This window comes from Chryseobacterium sp. ISL-6, assembly GCF_018613715.1.
GTDB lineage: Bacteria > Bacteroidota > Bacteroidia > Flavobacteriales > Weeksellaceae > Chryseobacterium > Chryseobacterium paludis.
Genome location: NZ_JAGGPT010000001.1, coordinates 657,284 through 677,083, shown reverse-complemented (window position 1 = coordinate 677,083; position 19,800 = coordinate 657,284). Strand labels below are relative to the sequence as shown.

Below are 19,800 nucleotides of genomic sequence, written 5' to 3'. Positions count from 1 at the left end.
TTGTTTTGATTTGTTGAAAAATAGTTTTAAAATCCTCTTCCCATCATTCCTTCATCATTTTTTTAAAAGAACCGGATCTGTATTCGGATTTTCAGTATAGTGAATTTGGTTTCGGGGCTTAAAATTAATAAAATTCTATGAATTAAAATATAAACATTATTTAATCCAGATTTAAAACTGGGATAACATCGGAGTTGTAGCTTTGCAGCTAAAAATTTCATGAGATATTCTCTATCATTTATTATCATCTTATTATTCGGTTTTGCAATAATGTCATTTAATCCAACTGACAAAGGCGTAGAAAAAGAAAATACTGTCATAAACAAAGGATTAACTGATTTCAAAAATAAACTCGAACAATTAAAAACAGACGTATATCTGTTTGATGATGATAAAATATCTCTTGAAGATCTACAAAAATCATTAAGAAGTACAAGAAATTCTTTTAAAGAAATAGAATTCTATATTGCTTATCATTACCCCGAATTCACCAAAACCCATCTTAACGCAGCACCACTGTTTCATATAGAAGCGGCAGGAACTTCTGCATACACCTTGCCTCCTGAAGGGTTACAGGTATTGGATGAATTGATCTTTTCTGAAGAGGCTGGTGAACAAAAGGAAAAGATAAAATCCATTACCGATTTCTTGTATAATAGTTATGCGAACTTTTATTTAAGTTCAATTAAAAATGGATTGAGTAAAGGAACCAATAAAACCTTACCTCTTCGAATAGAATTAATCAGAATTTACAGTTTAGGAGTAACAGGATTTGATACCCCAGGTTCATTAAATATATCAGAAGAAGCTGGTTATGCACTTTTGGGAATTAAAAAATACATCAATGATGATCCTTATTTTAAAAATTATAATATTCAAAAAGTAAATGCAATCCTTTCTGCAGCTGGTGAGTATCTATCAGAACATAAAGATTTTGAAACATTTGACCGTATAGAATTTTATAAAAAATATGTACAACCTTTATATGAAGAATTTGGTTCTTGGGACGGAAGATCAGATGATCTCAAAGAGTTTTCAGGATGGAATGTGGGTAATAAAAACTTCTTTAGCAGTGATTTTCTGGATCCTTATTTTTATACATTACTACAATCATCGGAAGACAGCCCTGAGCTTAGAGAACTTGGAAAAGATATTTTCTATGATCAAAGTGTAAGCGATAACACAAAGATGAGTTGTGCAACATGTCATTTACCTGAAAATGCTTTTACAGATCTAAAAGTAAAATCACCTAGCAATGTAGAAGGAAAGACAGTATTGAGAAACTCACCTTCTCTATACAATGCTGTATTTGCAAAAAGATTTTTCTATGATATGCGCGCATTCTATATCGAACAACAGGCGGAACATGTTATCTATAATGAACAGGAATTTAATACGAGCTACGAAAGTATCATCAAAAAATTAAAAACAAAACCTGAATATAAAAAAGCCTTCCGTTCGGCATTCAAAGATGGTAAGATCAATAAAGAGAACTTCTCCAAGGCATTAAGTTCTTATGTCGCTTCTCTGTATTCTTTTGAAAGTGATTTTGACCGCTTTATGAGGAATGAAAAAGAAATTTCAGATGATGCTAAAAAAGGTTTCAATTTATTTATGGGAAAAGCCAATTGTGCAACATGTCATTTTGCACCTCATTTTTCCGGTCTGGTTCCTCCTTTCTATAATGAAAATGAATCTGAAGTATTAGGAGTTACAAAGGCACCTATCAATAAACTGCCTTTGGAATTAGATTCAGATCCGGGTAGGATAAAAAGTCCCGTGAAAAAAGAAAATTCATGGATCTATGAAAACTCTTTTAAAACAGTAACGGTGAGAAATATTGCCCTTACCAAGCCTTATTTCCATAATGGAGCTTTCAGTACTTTAGATGAGGTTCTGGATTTCTATAATGAAGGTGGTGGAGAAGGATTAGGCTTGAAAATGAATAACCAGACTTTACCTGCGGATAAACTCAACCTCACCAAACCGGAAATCAAGCAGATCATTGCATTTCTAAACACACTTACTGATATTAGCCGAGCAAAGAAGTAATAAGTGTTGTGAGTTTCGAGATGTGGGTTGAGGTTGAGACACGAGGTTATGGAATTTGGCTTTCAGGATTGGAAACATCAATATTGCTTCCAATAACTTTCAACTTCAATTGTCAACCCACACAAATCCCACATCATAATTTAACAATAACTTAATTCCCTTAATATTGGGTTTTTAATTTTGTAACATTGGATGATGTTTATTTAAAACTGTATTAATAGAGGGCTCGTGATTATAAAATAGTTTTGCAACATCTAATAAATCGAAACTATTATGAAGAAAAAACTACTTACAATTGCAGCTCTTGCATTAGTATCAAGTTCTGTATTTCAAGCACAGACTTTTGTTTTCAATAAGAATGCCTCATGGAGGTATAAAGACAACAACCAGGCGCAGGTTGCTCAATGGAAGGATACCAACTTCGATATTACTTCTTGGTCAACAGGAAATGGTCCTCTTGGATATGGTGATCCTGTAACTACAACGATCAGTTCAGGTCTTACAGCTGCTTATTTTGCAAAAGATTTCACTGTAAATTTAGCCGATCTTTCTGATGCAATGGAATTAGGTATTATGAGAGATGATGGTATTGTAGTATATCTGAATGGAGTAGAAGTTGTAAGAGATAATATGCCAACAGGAGCTATTGCTTTTAATACACCGTCTGTTAACACTATTGATGGTGCTGCGGAAAGTGTTTACAATATTTTCTCGATTCCAAAATCAAAATTTGTAAATGGGAACAATAGAATATCTATTGAATTGCATAACAGAACAGGGCAAAGCTCAGATTTAAGAATCGATGCCTATCTTAAAACGACAACGACTCCAACGAATCCGGTTAGCTGTAATATTGCTCATATCAGCTGTTTTACTTCTATTGTTCCAACATCGCAAACGAATAAGCTTATTATCCCAACAGAACATAAATATCAGCTTATTTTAAAAGAAGGTGATAACTATACACAGGGAGGTGGATTAGTAGGAGGTCAGAATGACTTTACAGCTTATGTACCTAAAAACGGAAGTGCTACTAATGGATATCTTTCTGTAAACCATGAAACAAACCCTGGTGGAGTTACCATGGCTGAAATCAACTATAATGCTTCATCGAAACTTTGGCAGTTGACAAAGTCGAGAGCTGTAGATTTTTCAACACCTAGTTTAGTACAAACGATCAGAAACTGTTCTGGAGGTATTACACCTTGGGGAACAGTAATAACTGCTGAAGAATCGGTAACATCAAGTGATGTAAATGCTGATGGATATAAAGATTATGGATGGTTGGTAGAAATTGATCCTGCAACCGCTCAGGTGATCTCTCAAAATACAGATGGTTCTAAAGGTAAGCTATGGCAAATGGGTATTATGAATCACGAAAACGTAGTGGTTAATAATGCAGGAACTACCGCTTATTATGGTGAAGATGGTGGAACACATTTGGTTTATAAATATGTAATGGATACCCCAAATAATCTGTCTTCAGGTAACCTTTATGTATTGAAGTTAGATCAGGGACTAAGCAGTGGTGGAGATCCTGTAGGAACTACTGCAACATGGATTCAGGTTCCTAATAAATTTAAAGCTGACCAGAATAATACCAATAATTTGGCATCCTCATTAGGGGGAACTTCATTTAATGGAGTAGAAGATGTTGATATCAGTCCATTAGATGGGAAAATTTATTTTACAGCTAAAGGTTTAAATAAAGTATATCGTTTACAGGATAATGGAACAACTGCTTCATCAGTAGAAACTTTTGTAGGTGGACTTTCTACCGTATACTCTTTCAATACCGCACAAGGAATGAAATCTGAAGTTTGGGGAGATGGTAATGACAACCTTACCTTCGATGAACTGGGAAATCTTTGGGTATTGCAAGACGGGGGTAAAAATTATATTTGGGTAGTGGCACCAGATCACACGGCGGCAAATCCTAAAGTAAGACTTTTCGCTTCCATGCCTACAGGATCTGAGCCCACAGGACTTACATTTACGCCAGATCATAAATTTGGATTCTTCTCTATTCAGCATCCGGATGGTACGATCTCTACAGATGTTGATGCAACAGGAAATGTGATTGATTACCGTGGAAAATCTGCAACGATTGTTGTAGCGCTTAAAGATAATTTAGGACAAAACGGAACTTTAGAAACTATTGATGCTAAGGCAGAAAATACAGTTACTATAGCACCAAACCCTACTTCAGGAATTGTGAAAATTAATTCTCCTAAAGGTCTGAAGGATATTTCAGTAACAGCTTACAGTATCGATGGTAAGATTGTTTACACAAAGAAATTCACAGGTTCTAATACTACATTGGATTTAGATTTTACATCACAACTTGAAGCATCTGGAGTGTTGATCTTGAATATTGAAGCTGTAGGTTTCCAGAAAACCGTAAAACTTCTTAAAAAATAATTTATTAATATTTTATAGCTGTCGGTAATTTTATTATCGACAGCTTTTCTCTTTCTATGAAAAAGCTATCTCTACTTCTTATTTTGTTTTCTATCAGCTTTGCTAAGGCACAGATCGATCCCGTAAAATATCCTACTTATACCAATGTAGAAGACGCATTGAAAAGTGATAAACCGGTTTATAGTATGAGCTTTAGAGGTAAGGGAATGTTTAATGTTCCCTCTGAAATTAAGAAACTAAATTCTTTGTTTTTTTTAAATATTATGGGGAATAATTTAGAAAGGATGGATCAGGAACTATTTTTATTAAAAGATCTTGAAATTTTAAATGCCAACGAGAACAGCATTAAATTTATTCCTGATGAGATAGGGGAGCTTACAAAATTGAAAACACTTTCCATAAATCTGAATAGTTTAACATCTGTTAATCCGAATATTGCTAAACTACAGCAGTTGAAGGCAATCCATCTTGATGCCAATAATCTGAATGTTTTCCCGGAAACATTAACTCAAATTCCAACCCTTGAAGAAATTAACCTTCAGGGTAATCAAATCAGTTTTATTTCAGGTCATTTAAAACAAATTAAAAATTTAAAATATCTGAACCTTGCTGCCAATCAAATCAATGACCTGGGAAGCCTTGAGTTTCCAAAGGATCTGAAATATCTTGAGCTGCAACAGAATGCTATTTCAAAACTGCCTGAAACATTATTTCAATCAAGAAATCTTGAATTCCTTAATCTTAGTCAAAACAACATTAAAGAAATTTCAACTAAAATAAAAGGATTAAAAAGTGTAGTAAGTATGAACCTTGCTAACAATGACTTAAAGGATCTTCCCATAGAAATTTCAAAATTGAAAAATCTTAAAACATTGATACTGACAGGAAATCCTATGGATAAAGCAACAGTTGAAAAACTTAAAAGCCTGTTACCGAAAGCGCAAATTTATTTCTAAATTATCCACCGACTCTTTTAGTTTTATAACCCATATCTTTAAGAATTTCCATGATCTTATCACGGTTGTCACCCTGAATGATGATCGTTCCATCTTTTTCCGATCCCCCAATTCCTAAAGTTGTTTTAATCTTTTTAGAGATTTTTTTCAAATCTTCTTCAGTTCCTTCCCAGCCTTCAATCACAGTGACAGGCTTTCCATTTCTTCCTTTTTTCTCAAACTTACATACTAAAGGCTCTTTCTGCTTGAATTTTTCTTCAGGCATTTCAAAATCCTGTTCTTCGTGCCCAGGAAAAAGGTTCTTCAATTGATCTCGTAAATCCATAGAGCAAAATTAAAAATAATAATTAATTCCTCACAGTGGTGGTAGAAAATATGTTCAATTTATTCTATAGTCCTCGGCAGGTCTTGCAGATAGTATAGGTTTTTCATCGTTATAAGAGAGCTAACCTAAGTATAGAATGAGATTTTAGAAATGTAATTAAGATGGCGTAATCTGTAATAACAAAAAAAGTATTTGCTTTAGAATTTTCTTCATTTAAAAAGGAAATAAATAAATTCTTTAATAAAAATTTAAGTGTTTGAGATTATTAGTTTCATTGGAAAATAGGTAAATTTGTATAATAAAAGTTACAGAAAATGTCGAAAAAAGCAATACTGGCAATACTTGATGGATGGGGATTGGGAAAGAATCCTGAAGTTTCAGCATTAGATAGTGCCAATACACCATTTATAGATAGTTGTTTTCATAAATATCCACATACAACCCTTGAGGCAAGTGGAACAGCAGTAGGGCTTCCTGCCGGACAGATGGGAAATTCTGAAGTTGGACATATGAACCTTGGAGCCGGAAGAGTGGTATATCAGAATCTTGTAAAACTGAATATGGCCGTTGAAAACGGGACTCTGGGTGAAGAAAAGGTTATTCAGGAGGCTTTTGAATATGCCAAAAGAGAAAATAAAAAAGTACACTTCATAGGATTGGTTTCCAATGGTGGAGTACATTCACATATCAACCATTTAAAAGGTTTATTAACAGCCGCGAAGAATTTCGGATTGAATGACAATGTATTTGTTCACGCTTTTACTGATGGTAGAGATTGTGATCCACATTCAGGATTAGGCTTTATTAAAGAATTGGAAGACCATATGCATTCAACGACTGGAAAATTAGCAACTGTTGTTGGAAGGTATTACGCGATGGACAGAGATAAAAGATGGGAGCGTGTGAAATTAGCTTACGATGCATTAACAGAAGGAGTAGGACTTCAAACAACAGATGCATTAGCAGCTATTCAAGAGTCTTATGACAATAATGTGACAGATGAGTTTTTAAAACCAATTATTTTAATACATACAACAGAAACTGGAAATGTAGTACCTGTTGCTAAAATTGTAGATAATGATGTGGTGATCTGCTTTAATTTCCGTACTGACAGAGGAAGAGAAATTACAGAAGTTCTTTCTCAACAGGATTTACCCGATTACTTCATGCGTAAATTGAATTTGTATTATGTTACACTGACCAATTATGATAAAACCTTTAATAATGTTCATGTAGTTTTTGATGAAGAAGTACTACAAGAAACAATGGGCGAAATCATTGAGAAAAATGGTAAAACTCAAATCAGGATTGCCGAAACAGAAAAATATCCACATGTGACATTTTTCTTCTCAGGAGGAAGAGAAAAAGAATTCGTCGGAGAAAGAAGATTACTTTGCCCAAGTCCGAAGGATGTTCCAACTTATGATTTGAAACCCGAAATGTCAGCATATGATATTACAAACGCAATCATTCCTGAATTGGAAAATGAAACAGCTGATTTTATCTGTCTCAATTTTGCCAATACCGATATGGTAGGTCATACCGGAGTATTTGAAGCGGCAGTAAAAGCGGCAGAAACTGTAGATAAATGTATTGAAAAAGTAGCTACAACAGCTTATGAACATGGTTATGCGGTATTTATTCTCGCGGATCATGGAAATTCTGATGTGATGGTTAATCCTGATGGAACTCCAAATACACAACATTCTACGAATTTGGTTCCTTTTATTATAATGGATAAAGACCATACATGGAATTTGAAACCAGGGAAGTCAGGGAAGTTAGGGGATGTGGCTCCAACTATTTTAAAAATAATGGGAATAGATATCCCAAAAATAATGACTGGAGATATTTTAGTGAACTAGACAAATAAAAAAATAAAAGTGTCGTTATACTGATAATGGCATTTTTTATGATATATGTCATGCATATTATGAGAGGCATATGTTATTATGCGCTAAATAATAAATAAATCATATCTTTGTATATTAAATTATAATAAATCTAAATAACGGAAATGTATCAAACGCTGGTAAGGAAAGAAGTAATGGGTATCTTGGAAAAGGAAGTAAGTTCTTTTCTGGAAAAATTTTTGACGCCAATTGAAAAAATATGGCAGCCCTCAGATTACCTTCCAGATCCATCAAGTGCAGATTTTAAATATGATTTAGAAGAAATTCAGACCTTTGCCCGCGAAATGCCTTATGATCTTTTTGTTACTCTTATTGGTGACTGTATCACAGAAGAGGCATTGCCATCTTACGAATCATGGTTAATGGGGGTAGACGGAATAAATCAGGAAGAAAAAGTAGGTTGGGCCAATTGGGTAAGATCTTGGACAGGAGAGGAAAACAGACATGGTGACTTATTGAACAAATATCTTTATTTGTGTGGTAGAGTAAACATGAGAGAAGTTGAAATCACTACCCAATATCTGATCAGTGATGGTTTTGACTTGGGGACAAGTATGGATCCTTACAGAAACTTTGTGTATACAAGCTTTCAGGAAACTGCTACTAATATTTCTCATAGAAGAGTAGGAACTTTAGCAAAGCAATCCGGAAACGGGAAATTGGCTAAAATGTGTGGTGTGATTGCCGCTGATGAAGCCAGACATGCTAAAGCATATAAACATTTTGTTGCTAAAATTCTAGAATTAGATCCTTCAGAAATGATCCTGGCATTTGAAGATATGATGCGTAAAAAAATTGTAATGCCTGCCCATTTAATGAGACAGTCAGGACAAAAAGCTGGTGAGCTTTGGGGACATTTTTCAGATGCAGCTCAAAGATGTATGGTATATACCGGTCAGGATTATATCAATATCATGAAAGAATTATTGGATGAATGGAAGATAGAACATATTAAAGGGCTTACTGAAAAAGCTGAAAAAGCTCAGGAATATCTTATGAAACTTCCTTCCAGACTGCAAAAAATTACAGATAGAGTATCCACTCCAGACTTACAATTTCAATTCAGTTGGGTGAAAAGTTAGGAAAAGAATACATAAAATTATAAAGTAAGAGTGCCGAGTGTTTTTTGGCACTCTTTTTATTTCTTATCTTTGCACTGCTAAAAACGCAAAAAAATGTTAAACAATAAAAAAATTGCTGTAGATTTCGACGGAACAATTGTTGACGATGCCTATCCCGGAATTGGTAAGGCAAAGATCTTCGCTTTTGAAACATTAAGAAAACTTCAGTCTGAAGGCTACAGATTAATTCTTTGGACATACAGACACGGAAAAACATTAGATGAAGCGGTAGAATTCTGCAAAAAAAACGGAATAGAGTTTTATTCCGTTAATGGCAGTTTCGAAGGAGAGGTTTTTGACCCTGAAACACAATCTCGAAAAATAGATGCCGATTGGTTTATTGATGATAGAAATCTAGGCGGTTTTCCAGGTTGGGGAGAGATCTATAATATTATCAATGAAAGAATAGAATTCCGTGTTGAAGGCAAAGAAGTTTTAGCATATTCTAAACTTAAAAAAGATAAGAAAAAAGGATTATTCTGGTAAGAAAAATCTAACAATATAACAATGTAGCAGTTTACCAATTTTAATATTTGTATTGTTACATTGCTAAATTCATAAATTGTTACATTAGAACATGATTCAATTAAAAACAATAGACGAACTTCGTCTCATGAAACAGAGTGCTCAGTTGGTTTCAAAAACATTAGGAATGTTAGCGAAAGAAATCAAACCGGGAATTACTACTTTGTATTTAGATAAATTAGCGCATGATTTTATTAAAGACCATGGTGGTGAACCTGCATTCTTAGGATATGGAGGTTTTCCAAATTCATTATGTATTTCTCCAAATGAACAGGTAGTACATGGTTTTCCCAATAATGATATTATTAAAGAAGGCGACGTACTTTCTGTAGATTGTGGAGCTATTTTAAATGGCTTTGTAGGGGATCATGCCTATACATTTGAAATCGGAGAAGTAAAGCCTGAGATCAAAAAACTATTGCAGATTACCAAAGAATCTCTTTATAAAGGAATTGAACAATGTGTGAGAGGAAAGAGAATAGGAGACATTTCTCATGCAATTCAGGCTCATTGTGAAAAAGAAGGTTATGGAGTAGTAAGAGAGCTCGTAGGACATGGATTAGGAAGAAAAATGCATGAAGACCCTCAAGTACCTAACTATGGGAGACAGGGAAGTGGAAAAGTCATTAAAGATGGTTTAGCGCTTGCCATTGAACCTATGGTAAATCTGGGAACTGAAAAAGTGAAGTTCCATAATGATGGCTGGACGGTAACAACTTTAGATAATCAGCCTTCAGCACATTTTGAGCATGATGTAGCGGTAATTAATGGAAAACCTGTATTGCTTTCTACCTTCAAATATGTATATGAAGCTTTAGGTATTCAAAGTGATGAGGAAAAGCCTTTCCAAATGGATTTTTAATGAAAAAAGTAACCAAGCTTTTACTGAATACAATTCCGCGTCCGATGCTTATTACGATGAGTATCTGGGCGAGACCTCTTATCTATCAGTTTTTTAAGGGCGATGAATTTTTCGATCCTATTGATGGAAAATCATATCGTAAATTTCTTCCCTATGGCTATGGGAAGCAAAGAGAAAATGCTTTGTCCCCGGGAACCTTAAGCCTGGAAAGACACCGTCAGATGTGGCTGTATCTTCAAAATGAAACTGATTTTTTTATTAAAAATTATAAAGTTTTACATATCGCTCCAGAGCAAGAGTTTCTGAGGAAATTCAAGAGAATGAGAAATCTTGATTATATTTCTGCAGATCTTTTTTCCCCTATTGTAGATGTAAAAGCAGATATTCTTGATCTTCCTTTTGCTGACGAAAGTTTCGATATCGTTTTCTGTAACCATGTTTTGGAACATATTGAGGATGATGCCAAAGCCATAAGCGAGCTTTATAGGGTAATGCGACCTGGCGGATGGGGAATTTTTCAGGTTCCTATGAAAAATTCATTAGAGAAAACCTATGAAGATTTTTCTATTAAAGATCCTAAAGAACGTCAAAAACATTTCGGTCAGTATGATCATGTTCGTTGGTATGGAATGGATTATTTTAATCGGCTAAGAAAAGCTGGTTTTGAAATAGAACCTAATTTCTATTCGCAAAACTTCTCAGAAGAAGAAATAAGAAAATTCGGTTTAAGGCATAATGAGATCTTACCAGTTGTTTTTAAAAAATGAATAAAAAAATGTCTTCAGAACCTGAAGACATTTTTTATGATAAGATGTATACTTTAGTGAGAAGCAGCTTTTAACCCTATGATAGAACCAATAAGGGTAGAGATGAAGAAAATTCTCCAAAAGGTTACAGGATCTTTAAAAAAGAGCATACCCATTAAAGCGGTACCTACAGCACCAATCCCCGTCCATACGGCATAAGCTGTTCCTATCGGTAATGTTTGTGTAGCTTTGATCAGTAATAACATACTGATGGTCATCGTAACCAAAAAGCCCGCAAACCAATAATACATTTCTGATCCTGTTGTTTCTTTTGCTTTTCCTAAACAAGATGCAAAAGCAACTTCAAACAATCCTGCGATAATTAAAATAATCCAGTTCATTTTTATTTTTTTTCTCCTGCAAAGTTCCGCATTTATGAGGAATAAAAATTTTACAAATGTTAAAAAATAAGTTTTTCTTCTTTTAGGCTATATTGATAATCAATAAAGATTTTTTCTAATTAGAAATCTTACAAATTATTATCTGATCTCAGCTCTGATTCTACTCAAGCTTACCTGTGTAATTCCTAAATAAGAAGCAATATGTCCCAACTGAACCCTCTTCAAAAGATTAGGTTTGTCACGCATTAAGTCTTTATAGCGCTCAGTAGATGTTTTAAATTGTCTGGAGATAATTAATTCTTCTGTTTTTACAAGCTCTCTTTCTGCAAATTTCCGTCCCCAATTGGCAATATAAATATCCTCATTGAATAGCTTTCTCAGATTTTCAGTAGCCAACTGGTAAAGTTCGCAATCCTCCAACAATTCAATGCTTTCATAGCCTGGTTTATTTTCTACGTAGCTTTTCATAGAAATTACCGTTTCACCTTCGCTACCAAACCAAAATGTAATATCATTATCTTCCGTAGAAGCGTAGGCGCGAACAATTCCTCTTTTTATAAAGTACACATAAGGAATAATCTTATTTGCTTCCATGAGGCAAAAGCACTTTGGATAAGAAACTTCTGTAATATACATTTTCAAATTTTCCTTTGAAGCTGCAGGAAGGGGAAGTATACTATCAATAATTTCGTCTATGGTCATGAGGGTAAATTGTGATGGGTCAAAATTATCTGTTTTTCATGATTAATTAAAAAATATGAGAACTAATTTTATTTTATAACTAGTAAAGAATCTGAAAAATTACCGAAAATAAGTCAAAATAGAAAGGAGATGAAATGGATTTTAGCAAAGTATTACTCAAATGAAATAGAAGTTATGTGTTTTTAATTGATTTATTTTCAGTTGTTTAAGTTGCTGATTGGTGTCCTTTTTAAAAAGTTGCGAAACTACAATAATTTTATAAAAAAATTATGCTATTTATTATACATTTTTTTATATTTTATGAAATACTTTTGTATGTCAATCAATAAAATGAAAAGAGCTTCCATAAAAGATATTGCAAGAATTGCCGGTGTTTCCGTAGCAACAGTTTCATATGTATTAAATAGAAAGGAAGGAAGCAGGATCAGTGAAGCTACAAAAATTAAGATTCTCGAAGTAGCAAAAGAAATTAATTATGCTCCAAATAAGATTGCCAGAAGTCTTAAAATGAGCAATAGTAAACTTATAGGCTTGATTGTTCCTGATATTTCAAACGATTTCTTTTCTAATATCGCAAGATGGATAGAAAATGAAGCCATGAAGTTAGGTTACACGATCCTTATTGGGAGTTCTGACGAAAATCCAGATAAATTCAGACAGCTTACAGAACTTTTTTCTGAACAGCAGGTTGATGGAATGATTGTAGTTCCAGTTGTTGGCTCAGATGATGCGATCAAAAAACTTTTGAATAATGAATACCCCGTTGTTAGTGTCGATTATTACCTTGAAAATGTTAATCTTCCTGCAGTAACACTGAATAATTTTGAAATCTCTGAAATTATAGTCGATTATCTTATTGATCATAATTTCGAGGAATTAATTTATGTAGGTTATAACACAAAATTGCCTCATTTACTTGACAGGCAACGTGGTTTTGAGCGAAAGGTTCGTGAAAGAGGTATTATAGCAAAAAAAGTTTTAGTGGATATGAAAGATGTTACACCTAAAGTTCATACCGAGCTTAAGAAGCAACTTAAAATTACTTCTAAAAAGACCGCCTTGTATTTTTTAAATAATAAAATTGGAATTGCCGGATTAAATTATCTGGTTAGAAATAAGATAAAGGTTCCTGAGGATGTTTCTGTAATCGCATTTGATGAAACAGATGCCTACACTTTATTTCCCACGGAAGTTACCTACATTAGACAGCCTTTGGAAGAAATGGCTGTTATTGCTTTAAAACTTCTTGATGATCAGATTAAAAACTTTTCCGAAAAGGGAACAAGAATAGTCTGTTCTGGTGAATTGATCAAAATGAAATCTGTAAAGTAAAATTTTATAAATAATTTAAACGTTTAACCATATGATACAAGACAATCAATACGTGGTATGTTTCGGAGAAGTCCTCTGGGACCTATTTCCTCAGGGAGCAAGAGCAGGGGGAGCACCATTTAATGTTGCCTATAATGTTTATAAAATGGGAGTAAATGTTAAAGTACTCAGTAGAATAGGAAGTGATGAGCTTGGAGATAAGCTTATTGATCAGATTAAAAATTGGGGAATTACCACCGATTATATTCAGGTTGATGATCAAAAACCTACGAGTACCGTTATTGCTACTATTGATGAAGATAATGAAGCCAGCTACGAAATTATTAATGATGTAGCCTGGGATTATATAGAATTTCTACCCAAATTAGCTGAGTTAGTTTCTAATGCCGATGCATTTATTTTTGGAAGCTTAGCTGCAAGGAATGAAAAAACAAGGAAAACACTCCTTAAGCTTTTGGAGTATGCAAAACTTAAAATTTTTGATGTCAATTTTAGACCTCCATTTGTGGATGTTGACCTTATTACAGAACTTTTATATCATGCAGATATCGTGAAGATGAATAAAGCCGAGATGAGACAGATCCTCGATTTCCTTGATGTAGAATATGTGAATGAGGATCAAAGTGCGGCCTTTATTAAGGATCACTTTAAGATAAAGGAAATTGTTCTGACTAAAGGTAGTAAAGGAGCAAGGTATTTTGTAGAAAATGAAAGCTATGACTGCCCGGCAGTTCCTATCACAATTGCAGATACTGTAGGAAGTGGAGATTCTTTTCTTGCAGGTTTTATTTCTAAAAGAATTCAACTCGAAGCACCTTATAAAATAATGAAAGAGGCTATTGCTCTGGGAGCTTTTATAACTTCAAAACCGGGAGCTTGTCCTGATTATGAATATGAGGAATTTCAAAAATTCAGAGACCAGTACTAAAGATCTAAATCTTTAAAATTAATCCTAAAGACCGGTTTTCTTTTAGTAACTTTGCAATCCGTAATATAATTTTTATGCACAAATCAGGATTTGTAAATATAGTTGGAAAACCTAATGCTGGAAAATCGACCTTGCTGAACCAATTGATGGGCGAGAAGTTGGCGATCGTAACGCAGAAGGCACAAACAACACGTCACAGAATTTTTGGAATTTATAATGAAGAGGACTTACAGATCGTATTTTCTGATACACCGGGAGTATTAGACCCAAAATACGGGTTACAGGAAAAAATGATGGATTTTGTAAAGGACTCTTTACAGGATGCTGATGTCTTTTTATTCATTGTGGATGTTACAGATAAAGCTGAACCTTCAGAATTTTTAATTGAAAAGCTGAATAAAATTCCTGTTCCTGTTTTACTTTTATTAAATAAAGTAGATCAGACCAATCAGGAGGGACTTGAAAAATTGGTAGAAGAATGGCATAATAGGATTCCTAAAGCTGAAATTTTACCTATTTCTGCACTGAATGCATTTAATACAGATGTTATTCTGCCTAAGCTTAAATCGATGTTGCCGGAGAACCCGCCTTATTACGATAAGGATCAATATACAGATAAGCCGGAAAGATTTTTTGTAAATGAGGCAATTCGTGAAAAAATCCTTCTGAACTATGATAAAGAAATTCCTTATTCAGTAGAAGTTGTTACCGAACAATTTAAAGAAAAGGAGGGAATCATTTTTATAGATTCTATTATTTATGTAGAAAGAGATACCCAAAAGGGAATTATTATTGGCCATAAAGGGGAAGCAATTAAAAAAGTAGGAACAGAGGCAAGGATAGATCTGGAGAAATTTTTCTCAAAAAAAATTCACCTTAATTTATTCGTAAAGGTGAAAAAAGACTGGCGTAAAAACGACCGGGATCTGAAGAATTTCGGATACAGATAAACTAAAATGTCAATAATCATCGTTGTATAGAAAGATTTTATTATCTTTAAACTAAATTTTTCATACATGAATTATAGTAACTCAAATTCTAATCCTATATTTAGAGATATTATACTGTTAATTGTGAGAGTTTTTATTGGATTTTCCATGCTTTCTCACGGATTTCCCAAGCTTCAGATGTTACTGGAAGGAGGGAAGATCGAGTTTTATGATTTCCTGGGGCTGGGTCCACAGATATCTTTAATTCTTACTATCGTAGCAGAGTTTGTATGTTCTATACTTTTGATTTTGGGATTGTTTACCAGAGTAGCTTTAGGCTTTCTCATATTTACAATGGCTATTGCTGCCTTTGTAGTTCATGGTGCAGATCCTTTTGAGAAACGAGAATTGGCTTTCATTTATTTATCTGCATATCTTCTGTTAATGTGCTTTGGAGCAGGAAGATTTTCGATAGATCATATGATTGAAAAAAGAAAAAGAGCTTCAGATTGGTAAAAAGATCTAAAAAAATATAATAAAAAAGAGCATTAATCTAATGCTCTTTTTTATTTCTGTTAAGGTCTGCAAGGAAGTGTTGATGGTATGCAATCCCAAATTGGAGAACCATTTTCATCTCTTCCCGTAACACAAGCTCTATAACCTGATTCACACAGAGGGGCATTTCCTCCATTAACAGTCTTAAGGTCTTTCTTTGATAATTTGCGTAAATTTTTCATACTTTTTTGATTTAATTTGAATCACTAATGTAATATTTATTTTATTATATCACAAGATTAGGATTAAATGCTATTTAATTGTTCTTAATTTTATAAGCTGAAAATAGATAAAGAAGGGCATTTCAAAAATGAAATGCCCTCTCTTGATTTATTAAGGCTTACATGGTAAAGATGCCCAGACACAGGTCCATTTTGGTGTGTCGTCTTCACCAATTATCATACAGGGCTTGAATCCTTGTGGACATTCCGGAGCACTGCCACCATTAATAGCTTTAAGATCTTTCATTGATAACTTTCGTAAATTTTTCATAGTACTTTGATTTAATTTGAAAAACTAAAATACTATTTAATTGAATAACCAGCACGAATAGCACGGATAATTTTTCCTTATATAACTTCAATTTACTAAATTCGTGAAAAATGTATAAAATGAAGATAAAGTTAACTATTTGCCTTTTGGCGTTTCTTAATTTCTACGAAGCTCAGGAAAATGTTACTTACCAAAAACCATCTGCAGAAATTCTTAAGCTTGCAGATTATGAAAGACCTCCAAGTGTTTTGATGAACAGTAAAAAAGATTGGGTGGTATTTACCTATCGACCGACTTATAAAACATTGGAAGATCTTGGGCAACAGGAAATGAAATTAGGTGGTTTAAGAATCAATCCTGTTACTAATATTTCAAGTTCAGTAACCTATTCAAATAATCTTAAGGTTAGAAAGATAAATGATAAAAATGAAGTTCAGGTAAAAGGGTTACCGACTAATCCTAAAATTACCAATACCTCTTTTTCTCCAGACGAAAAGAAACTGGCTTTCACGAATACGACAGGTAAAGGAGTAGAACTTTGGATTGTAGATCTCGAAACTGCAACTGCCAAAAAGATTACAGATGATAATCTTAATGCTAACCTTGGTAGTCCATATATCTGGTACAAAGATTCTCAGAATTTATTAATAAAAATACTTCCACAAAACAGGCCTGCATTAATAGATTCGAGCAAAGATCTGCCAACGGGTCCTATTGTATCTACAGCTGATGGAAAAGTTTCTCAAAACAGAACCTATCAGGATCTTCTTAAAAACCCTCAGGATGAAAAGAACTTTGAAATTCTTACAGCTGCAGATATTTATAATGTAGACCTTAGTGGGAATCTCAAGAAAATAAAGGATCAGGATATGTATTCTGGTTTAAGCTTTTCACCCGACGGTAATTATTTAATGGCATCCACTATTAAAAAACCATTCTCATACATTGTCCCTTTAAATAGATTTCCAATGACGACAACTGTTTACGATGCTAAATGGAATGTAGTGAAAGTGGTAAATGAAGTTCCATTAAACGAAATCATGCCTAAAGGTTTTGCATCCGTAAGAACAGGAAAAAGAGATATGGGCTGGAGAAGCGATATGCCTGCAACCTTGGTTTATGCTGAAGCTTTGGATGGTGGGGATCAATCTAAATCAGCAGAATACAGAGACGAAGTTTTTACCTGGGAAGCACCATTTAATACCACTGCAAAATCTTTCTTTAAAACAAAACAAAGATATGAAGGTACAAGTTGGACGAACGATCATTATGCTATTGTTTCAGAAGATTGGTATGATACCAGAAATACAAAATCTTTCTTAGTTGATTTAAACAACGGTGAATCGAAAGTTATTGATGACAGAAATTATCAGGATGTTTATAGTGATCCAGGGAATTTTAATACGACAAAAAATCAATTTGGAAGAACAGTTCTCGATATGAAAGGAGGGAAAGCTTATCTTATCGGGGATGGCTTTACAAAAGATGGACAACATCCTTTTATTGATGAAATGGATATGAAAACTTTAAAAAAGAAAAGACTATATACTTCGAATTTAAAGAATGCCAAAGAGGATATAATAGATATTCTTAATCCTGCAAAAGGAGAGGTTCTTACTATTCAGCAGTCTGCAAGTCAGTATCCGAATTATTTTAAGAAAAATATTAAATCTAATAAATCAGAGCCCGTAACTAATTTTGCCAATCCTTTTGAAAGTATAAAAGATGTGTATAAAGAAGTAATTACATACAAAAGAAATGATGGGGTAATATTAACAGGAACTCTTTATTTACCGGCTAATTATGATAGAAAAGCAAAGAACGAAAAACTTCCATTGCTGATCTGGGCATATCCGACGGAATACAAAGACAAGAATACGGCAGGGCAAAATACGCAGAATCCTAATGATTTTACTTTCCCTTATTACGGGTCTTTTGTGTATTGGACAACAAAAGGATATGCAGTTCTTGATGATGCAGCTTTCCCAATCATCGGAGAAGGAAAAACTGAACCTAATGATACTTTTATTCCACAATTAGTTGCCAATGCTGAAGCAGCGATTAATGCTGTAGACCAGTTGGGTTATATTGACAGAAAGAAAGTGGCTGTTGGAGGACATTCTTATGGGGCTTTTATGACGGCAAACCTTTTAACACACTCTAAACTATTCGCTTGCGGAATTGCAAGAAGTGGTGCATATAACAGAACTTTAACGCCTTTTGGTTTCCAGAGTGAACAAAGAAATTATTGGGATGTTCCGGAAATTTACAACACGATGTCTCCATTCATGAATGCTGATAAAATGAAAACCCCATTACTTTTAATTCATGGTGATGCAGATAACAATCCAGGAACTTTTACTTTACAGACAGAAAGATATTTCCAGGCTTTAAAAAATCTTGGTGCACCTGTAAAAATGGTTCTTTTACCTAAAGAAGCTCACGGTTATGTAGCTAAAGAAAATATACTTCACCTTTTATGGGAACAAGATCAGTTCTTAGAAAAATGTTTGAAGAAATAAATTGAGAAACTCGTCCTTTTGGGCGAGTTTTTTGTTATTTTAGTTTTCAATTAATAATCATGCCTATAATTAGAAGTTCTGAACAAATAAGCAAATCTCTGGAAGATTTTTATAAAGACTTAGTACCGAAAGTAGAGGATACATTTGGTGACAATGGTACTCCTCCAATGCTTAATGTTTTGGAAGTAATAAATAAATTATTCAAAGAGACCTTAATTTATGGATTCACTTCGCACTCAACGTTGCTTTTAATGGAAGAAGACAACTCCATATCTGATTGGTTTGTCGCTATAAATGGGTATAGGAATGAATATCATGTTGAATATATAATCTCTAAAGAAAAAAGTCTGTGGGAGAATGTAAAAATAAAAGGAGAAACGACTTCACTAAAAAAATTATATGCTAAATTAGAAATAGAGACAACAGATATATGAAAAAGATACTGATAATTTTTCTTATAATGACTTCTATGGCAGGGTTATTTGGGCAAACTGAAAATATTGAAAATAGAAAATATCATACTTCAAAAGAACAATTTGAAAAAAAGTATGTAAGACAAGAATATGAAAAATATTTAAAATCTCAAATTAAAGTTGAAAAAAATAAAGTAGTAATTGATGTAGTAAAGAGTATCGAGTTTTCTGAAAATTTGGATAAAAGATTTAAATTAATTTTTGAAAATGGATTGATAGATCCGACAAAAGTAAATGGAAATTATGTTTTAAGAATTTCGAGTATTGATGAACTCATATTATTAAATCCTAATCCCCAGACAAAAAGATTTAGTTTTTGGATATTTCCCCAAAAAGGAATATCTGGGAGCGAAAATTCGGTTGAAAATATGCTGAAAGGAAGGGCCAATCCTGACGAATATTATTTTGAACTTCAAAATGAGAATGCTGACGAAAATACAAGTTTTGAAAAGTTTATTGAAGGTGCTAAGTTAACTTATTTAGCATATGGAGGAGTTATTATATAAACTATTATTGTGATTCAGAATCTCATTACAAAAGATTTT

The 19,800-nt window shown here is 33.5% G+C and carries 20 protein-coding genes; 15 read left to right on the top strand and 5 right to left on the bottom strand.

Features of this window, described 5'->3' with window-relative positions:
- The first annotated feature begins 219 nt into the window (after positions 1–219).
- The 3 genes from J7E44_RS03180 to J7E44_RS03170 all read left to right on the top strand — a co-directional run bounded on the left by J7E44_RS03180 (position 220) and on the right by J7E44_RS03170 (position 5,429).
- Complete coding sequence (locus J7E44_RS03180; protein ID WP_214825541.1) at positions 220–2,052, top strand: cytochrome-c peroxidase; 1,833 nt, start codon at positions 220–222, stop codon at positions 2,050–2,052.
- A 273-nt stretch (positions 2,053–2,325) separates the two neighbouring features.
- Positions 2,326–4,473, top strand: coding sequence for an alkaline phosphatase PhoX (locus J7E44_RS03175; protein WP_214825540.1), 2,148 nt, complete (start codon positions 2,326–2,328; stop codon positions 4,471–4,473).
- Between the two features lie 56 nt (positions 4,474–4,529).
- On the top strand, positions 4,530–5,429 hold the full coding sequence (locus J7E44_RS03170; protein WP_214825539.1) for a leucine-rich repeat domain-containing protein: 900 nt from the start codon (positions 4,530–4,532) through the stop codon (positions 5,427–5,429).
- Position 5,430: 1 nt separating this feature from the next.
- On the opposite strand, the gene J7E44_RS03165 is transcribed toward J7E44_RS03170, so the two are convergent.
- The gene (locus J7E44_RS03165) at positions 5,431–5,754 is read right to left on the bottom strand and encodes a translation initiation factor (protein WP_214825538.1); all 324 of its coding nucleotides are present in this window, start codon (positions 5,752–5,754) and stop codon (positions 5,431–5,433) included.
- 314 nt (positions 5,755–6,068) lie between these two features.
- Between J7E44_RS03165 and gpmI the strand changes: the two genes are divergently transcribed.
- The 5 genes from gpmI (at position 6,069) to J7E44_RS03140 (ending at position 10,942) form a co-directional block, all read left to right on the top strand.
- On the top strand, positions 6,069–7,619 hold the full coding sequence (gene gpmI, locus J7E44_RS03160) for a 2,3-bisphosphoglycerate-independent phosphoglycerate mutase (RefSeq protein WP_214825537.1): 1,551 nt from the start codon (positions 6,069–6,071) through the stop codon (positions 7,617–7,619).
- Positions 7,620–7,771: 152 nt separating this feature from the next.
- Positions 7,772–8,749, top strand: coding sequence for an acyl-ACP desaturase (locus tag J7E44_RS03155; protein ID WP_214825536.1), 978 nt, complete (start codon positions 7,772–7,774; stop codon positions 8,747–8,749).
- 93 nt (positions 8,750–8,842) lie between these two features.
- On the top strand, positions 8,843–9,274 hold the full coding sequence (locus J7E44_RS03150) for a BT0820 family HAD-type phosphatase (protein WP_214825534.1): 432 nt from the start codon (positions 8,843–8,845) through the stop codon (positions 9,272–9,274).
- 91 nt (positions 9,275–9,365) lie between these two features.
- Positions 9,366–10,175, top strand: coding sequence for a type I methionyl aminopeptidase (map, locus tag J7E44_RS03145; protein ID WP_214825533.1), 810 nt, complete (start codon positions 9,366–9,368; stop codon positions 10,173–10,175).
- Positions 10,175–10,942, top strand: a complete 768-nt coding sequence (locus tag J7E44_RS03140; RefSeq protein WP_214825532.1) for a class I SAM-dependent methyltransferase — start codon at positions 10,175–10,177, stop codon at positions 10,940–10,942. The genes map and J7E44_RS03140 overlap by 1 nt, the downstream gene beginning before the upstream one ends.
- 53 nt (positions 10,943–10,995) lie before the next feature.
- Here the strand turns inward: J7E44_RS03140 and J7E44_RS03135 are convergent, their stop codons facing one another.
- Both J7E44_RS03135 and J7E44_RS03130 read right to left on the bottom strand, forming a co-directional pair.
- Positions 10,996–11,322: a DMT family transporter gene (locus J7E44_RS03135; protein ID WP_214825531.1), complete on the bottom strand. Its 327-nt coding sequence runs from the start codon at positions 11,320–11,322 to the stop codon at positions 10,996–10,998.
- 138 nt (positions 11,323–11,460) lie between these two features.
- Positions 11,461–12,024 carry a Crp/Fnr family transcriptional regulator gene (locus J7E44_RS03130; protein ID WP_214825530.1) on the bottom strand — a complete coding sequence of 188 codons (564 nt, stop codon included), beginning with the start codon at positions 12,022–12,024 and terminating at the stop codon, positions 11,461–11,463.
- A gap of 315 nt (positions 12,025–12,339) precedes the next feature.
- Between J7E44_RS03130 and J7E44_RS03125 the strand changes: the two genes are divergently transcribed.
- The 4 genes from J7E44_RS03125 (at position 12,340) to J7E44_RS03110 (ending at position 15,729) form a co-directional block, all read left to right on the top strand.
- Positions 12,340–13,356, top strand: coding sequence for a LacI family DNA-binding transcriptional regulator (locus J7E44_RS03125; RefSeq protein WP_251040460.1), 1,017 nt, complete (start codon positions 12,340–12,342; stop codon positions 13,354–13,356).
- A 31-nt stretch (positions 13,357–13,387) separates the two neighbouring features.
- A complete protein-coding gene (locus J7E44_RS03120; RefSeq protein ID WP_214825529.1) occupies positions 13,388–14,284 on the top strand; it encodes a carbohydrate kinase family protein in 897 nt (298 codons plus the stop codon).
- A 74-nt stretch (positions 14,285–14,358) separates the two neighbouring features.
- Positions 14,359–15,234: a GTPase Era gene (gene era / locus J7E44_RS03115; RefSeq protein ID WP_214825528.1), complete on the top strand. Its 876-nt coding sequence runs from the start codon at positions 14,359–14,361 to the stop codon at positions 15,232–15,234.
- A 66-nt stretch (positions 15,235–15,300) separates the two neighbouring features.
- On the top strand, positions 15,301–15,729 hold the full coding sequence (locus J7E44_RS03110; RefSeq protein ID WP_214825526.1) for a DoxX family protein: 429 nt from the start codon (positions 15,301–15,303) through the stop codon (positions 15,727–15,729).
- 59 nt (positions 15,730–15,788) lie between these two features.
- On the opposite strand, the gene J7E44_RS03105 is transcribed toward J7E44_RS03110, so the two are convergent.
- The gene (locus tag J7E44_RS03105; RefSeq protein WP_214825524.1) at positions 15,789–15,950 is read right to left on the bottom strand and encodes a bacteriocin-like protein; all 162 of its coding nucleotides are present in this window, start codon (positions 15,948–15,950) and stop codon (positions 15,789–15,791) included.
- 151 nt (positions 15,951–16,101) lie between these two features.
- The gene (locus J7E44_RS03100; protein WP_214825522.1) at positions 16,102–16,260 is read right to left on the bottom strand and encodes a bacteriocin-like protein; all 159 of its coding nucleotides are present in this window, start codon (positions 16,258–16,260) and stop codon (positions 16,102–16,104) included.
- A gap of 119 nt (positions 16,261–16,379) precedes the next feature.
- Here J7E44_RS03100 and J7E44_RS03095 point away from each other — a divergent pair, with 119 nt between their 5' ends.
- From J7E44_RS03095 to J7E44_RS03085, 3 genes are read left to right on the top strand one after another with little or no spacing between them, the layout of a single operon-like run.
- Positions 16,380–18,782 carry an alpha/beta hydrolase family protein gene (locus J7E44_RS03095; RefSeq protein ID WP_214825520.1) on the top strand — a complete coding sequence of 801 codons (2,403 nt, stop codon included), beginning with the start codon at positions 16,380–16,382 and terminating at the stop codon, positions 18,780–18,782.
- Between the two features lie 59 nt (positions 18,783–18,841).
- Positions 18,842–19,216: a hypothetical protein gene (locus J7E44_RS03090; RefSeq protein WP_214825518.1), complete on the top strand. Its 375-nt coding sequence runs from the start codon at positions 18,842–18,844 to the stop codon at positions 19,214–19,216.
- Positions 19,213–19,761 (top strand): hypothetical protein, encoded by a 549-nt coding sequence (locus J7E44_RS03085; protein WP_214825516.1) that lies wholly within the window; start codon positions 19,213–19,215, stop codon positions 19,759–19,761. The genes J7E44_RS03090 and J7E44_RS03085 overlap by 4 nt, the downstream gene beginning before the upstream one ends.
- Positions 19,762–19,800: the final 39 nt, after the last annotated feature.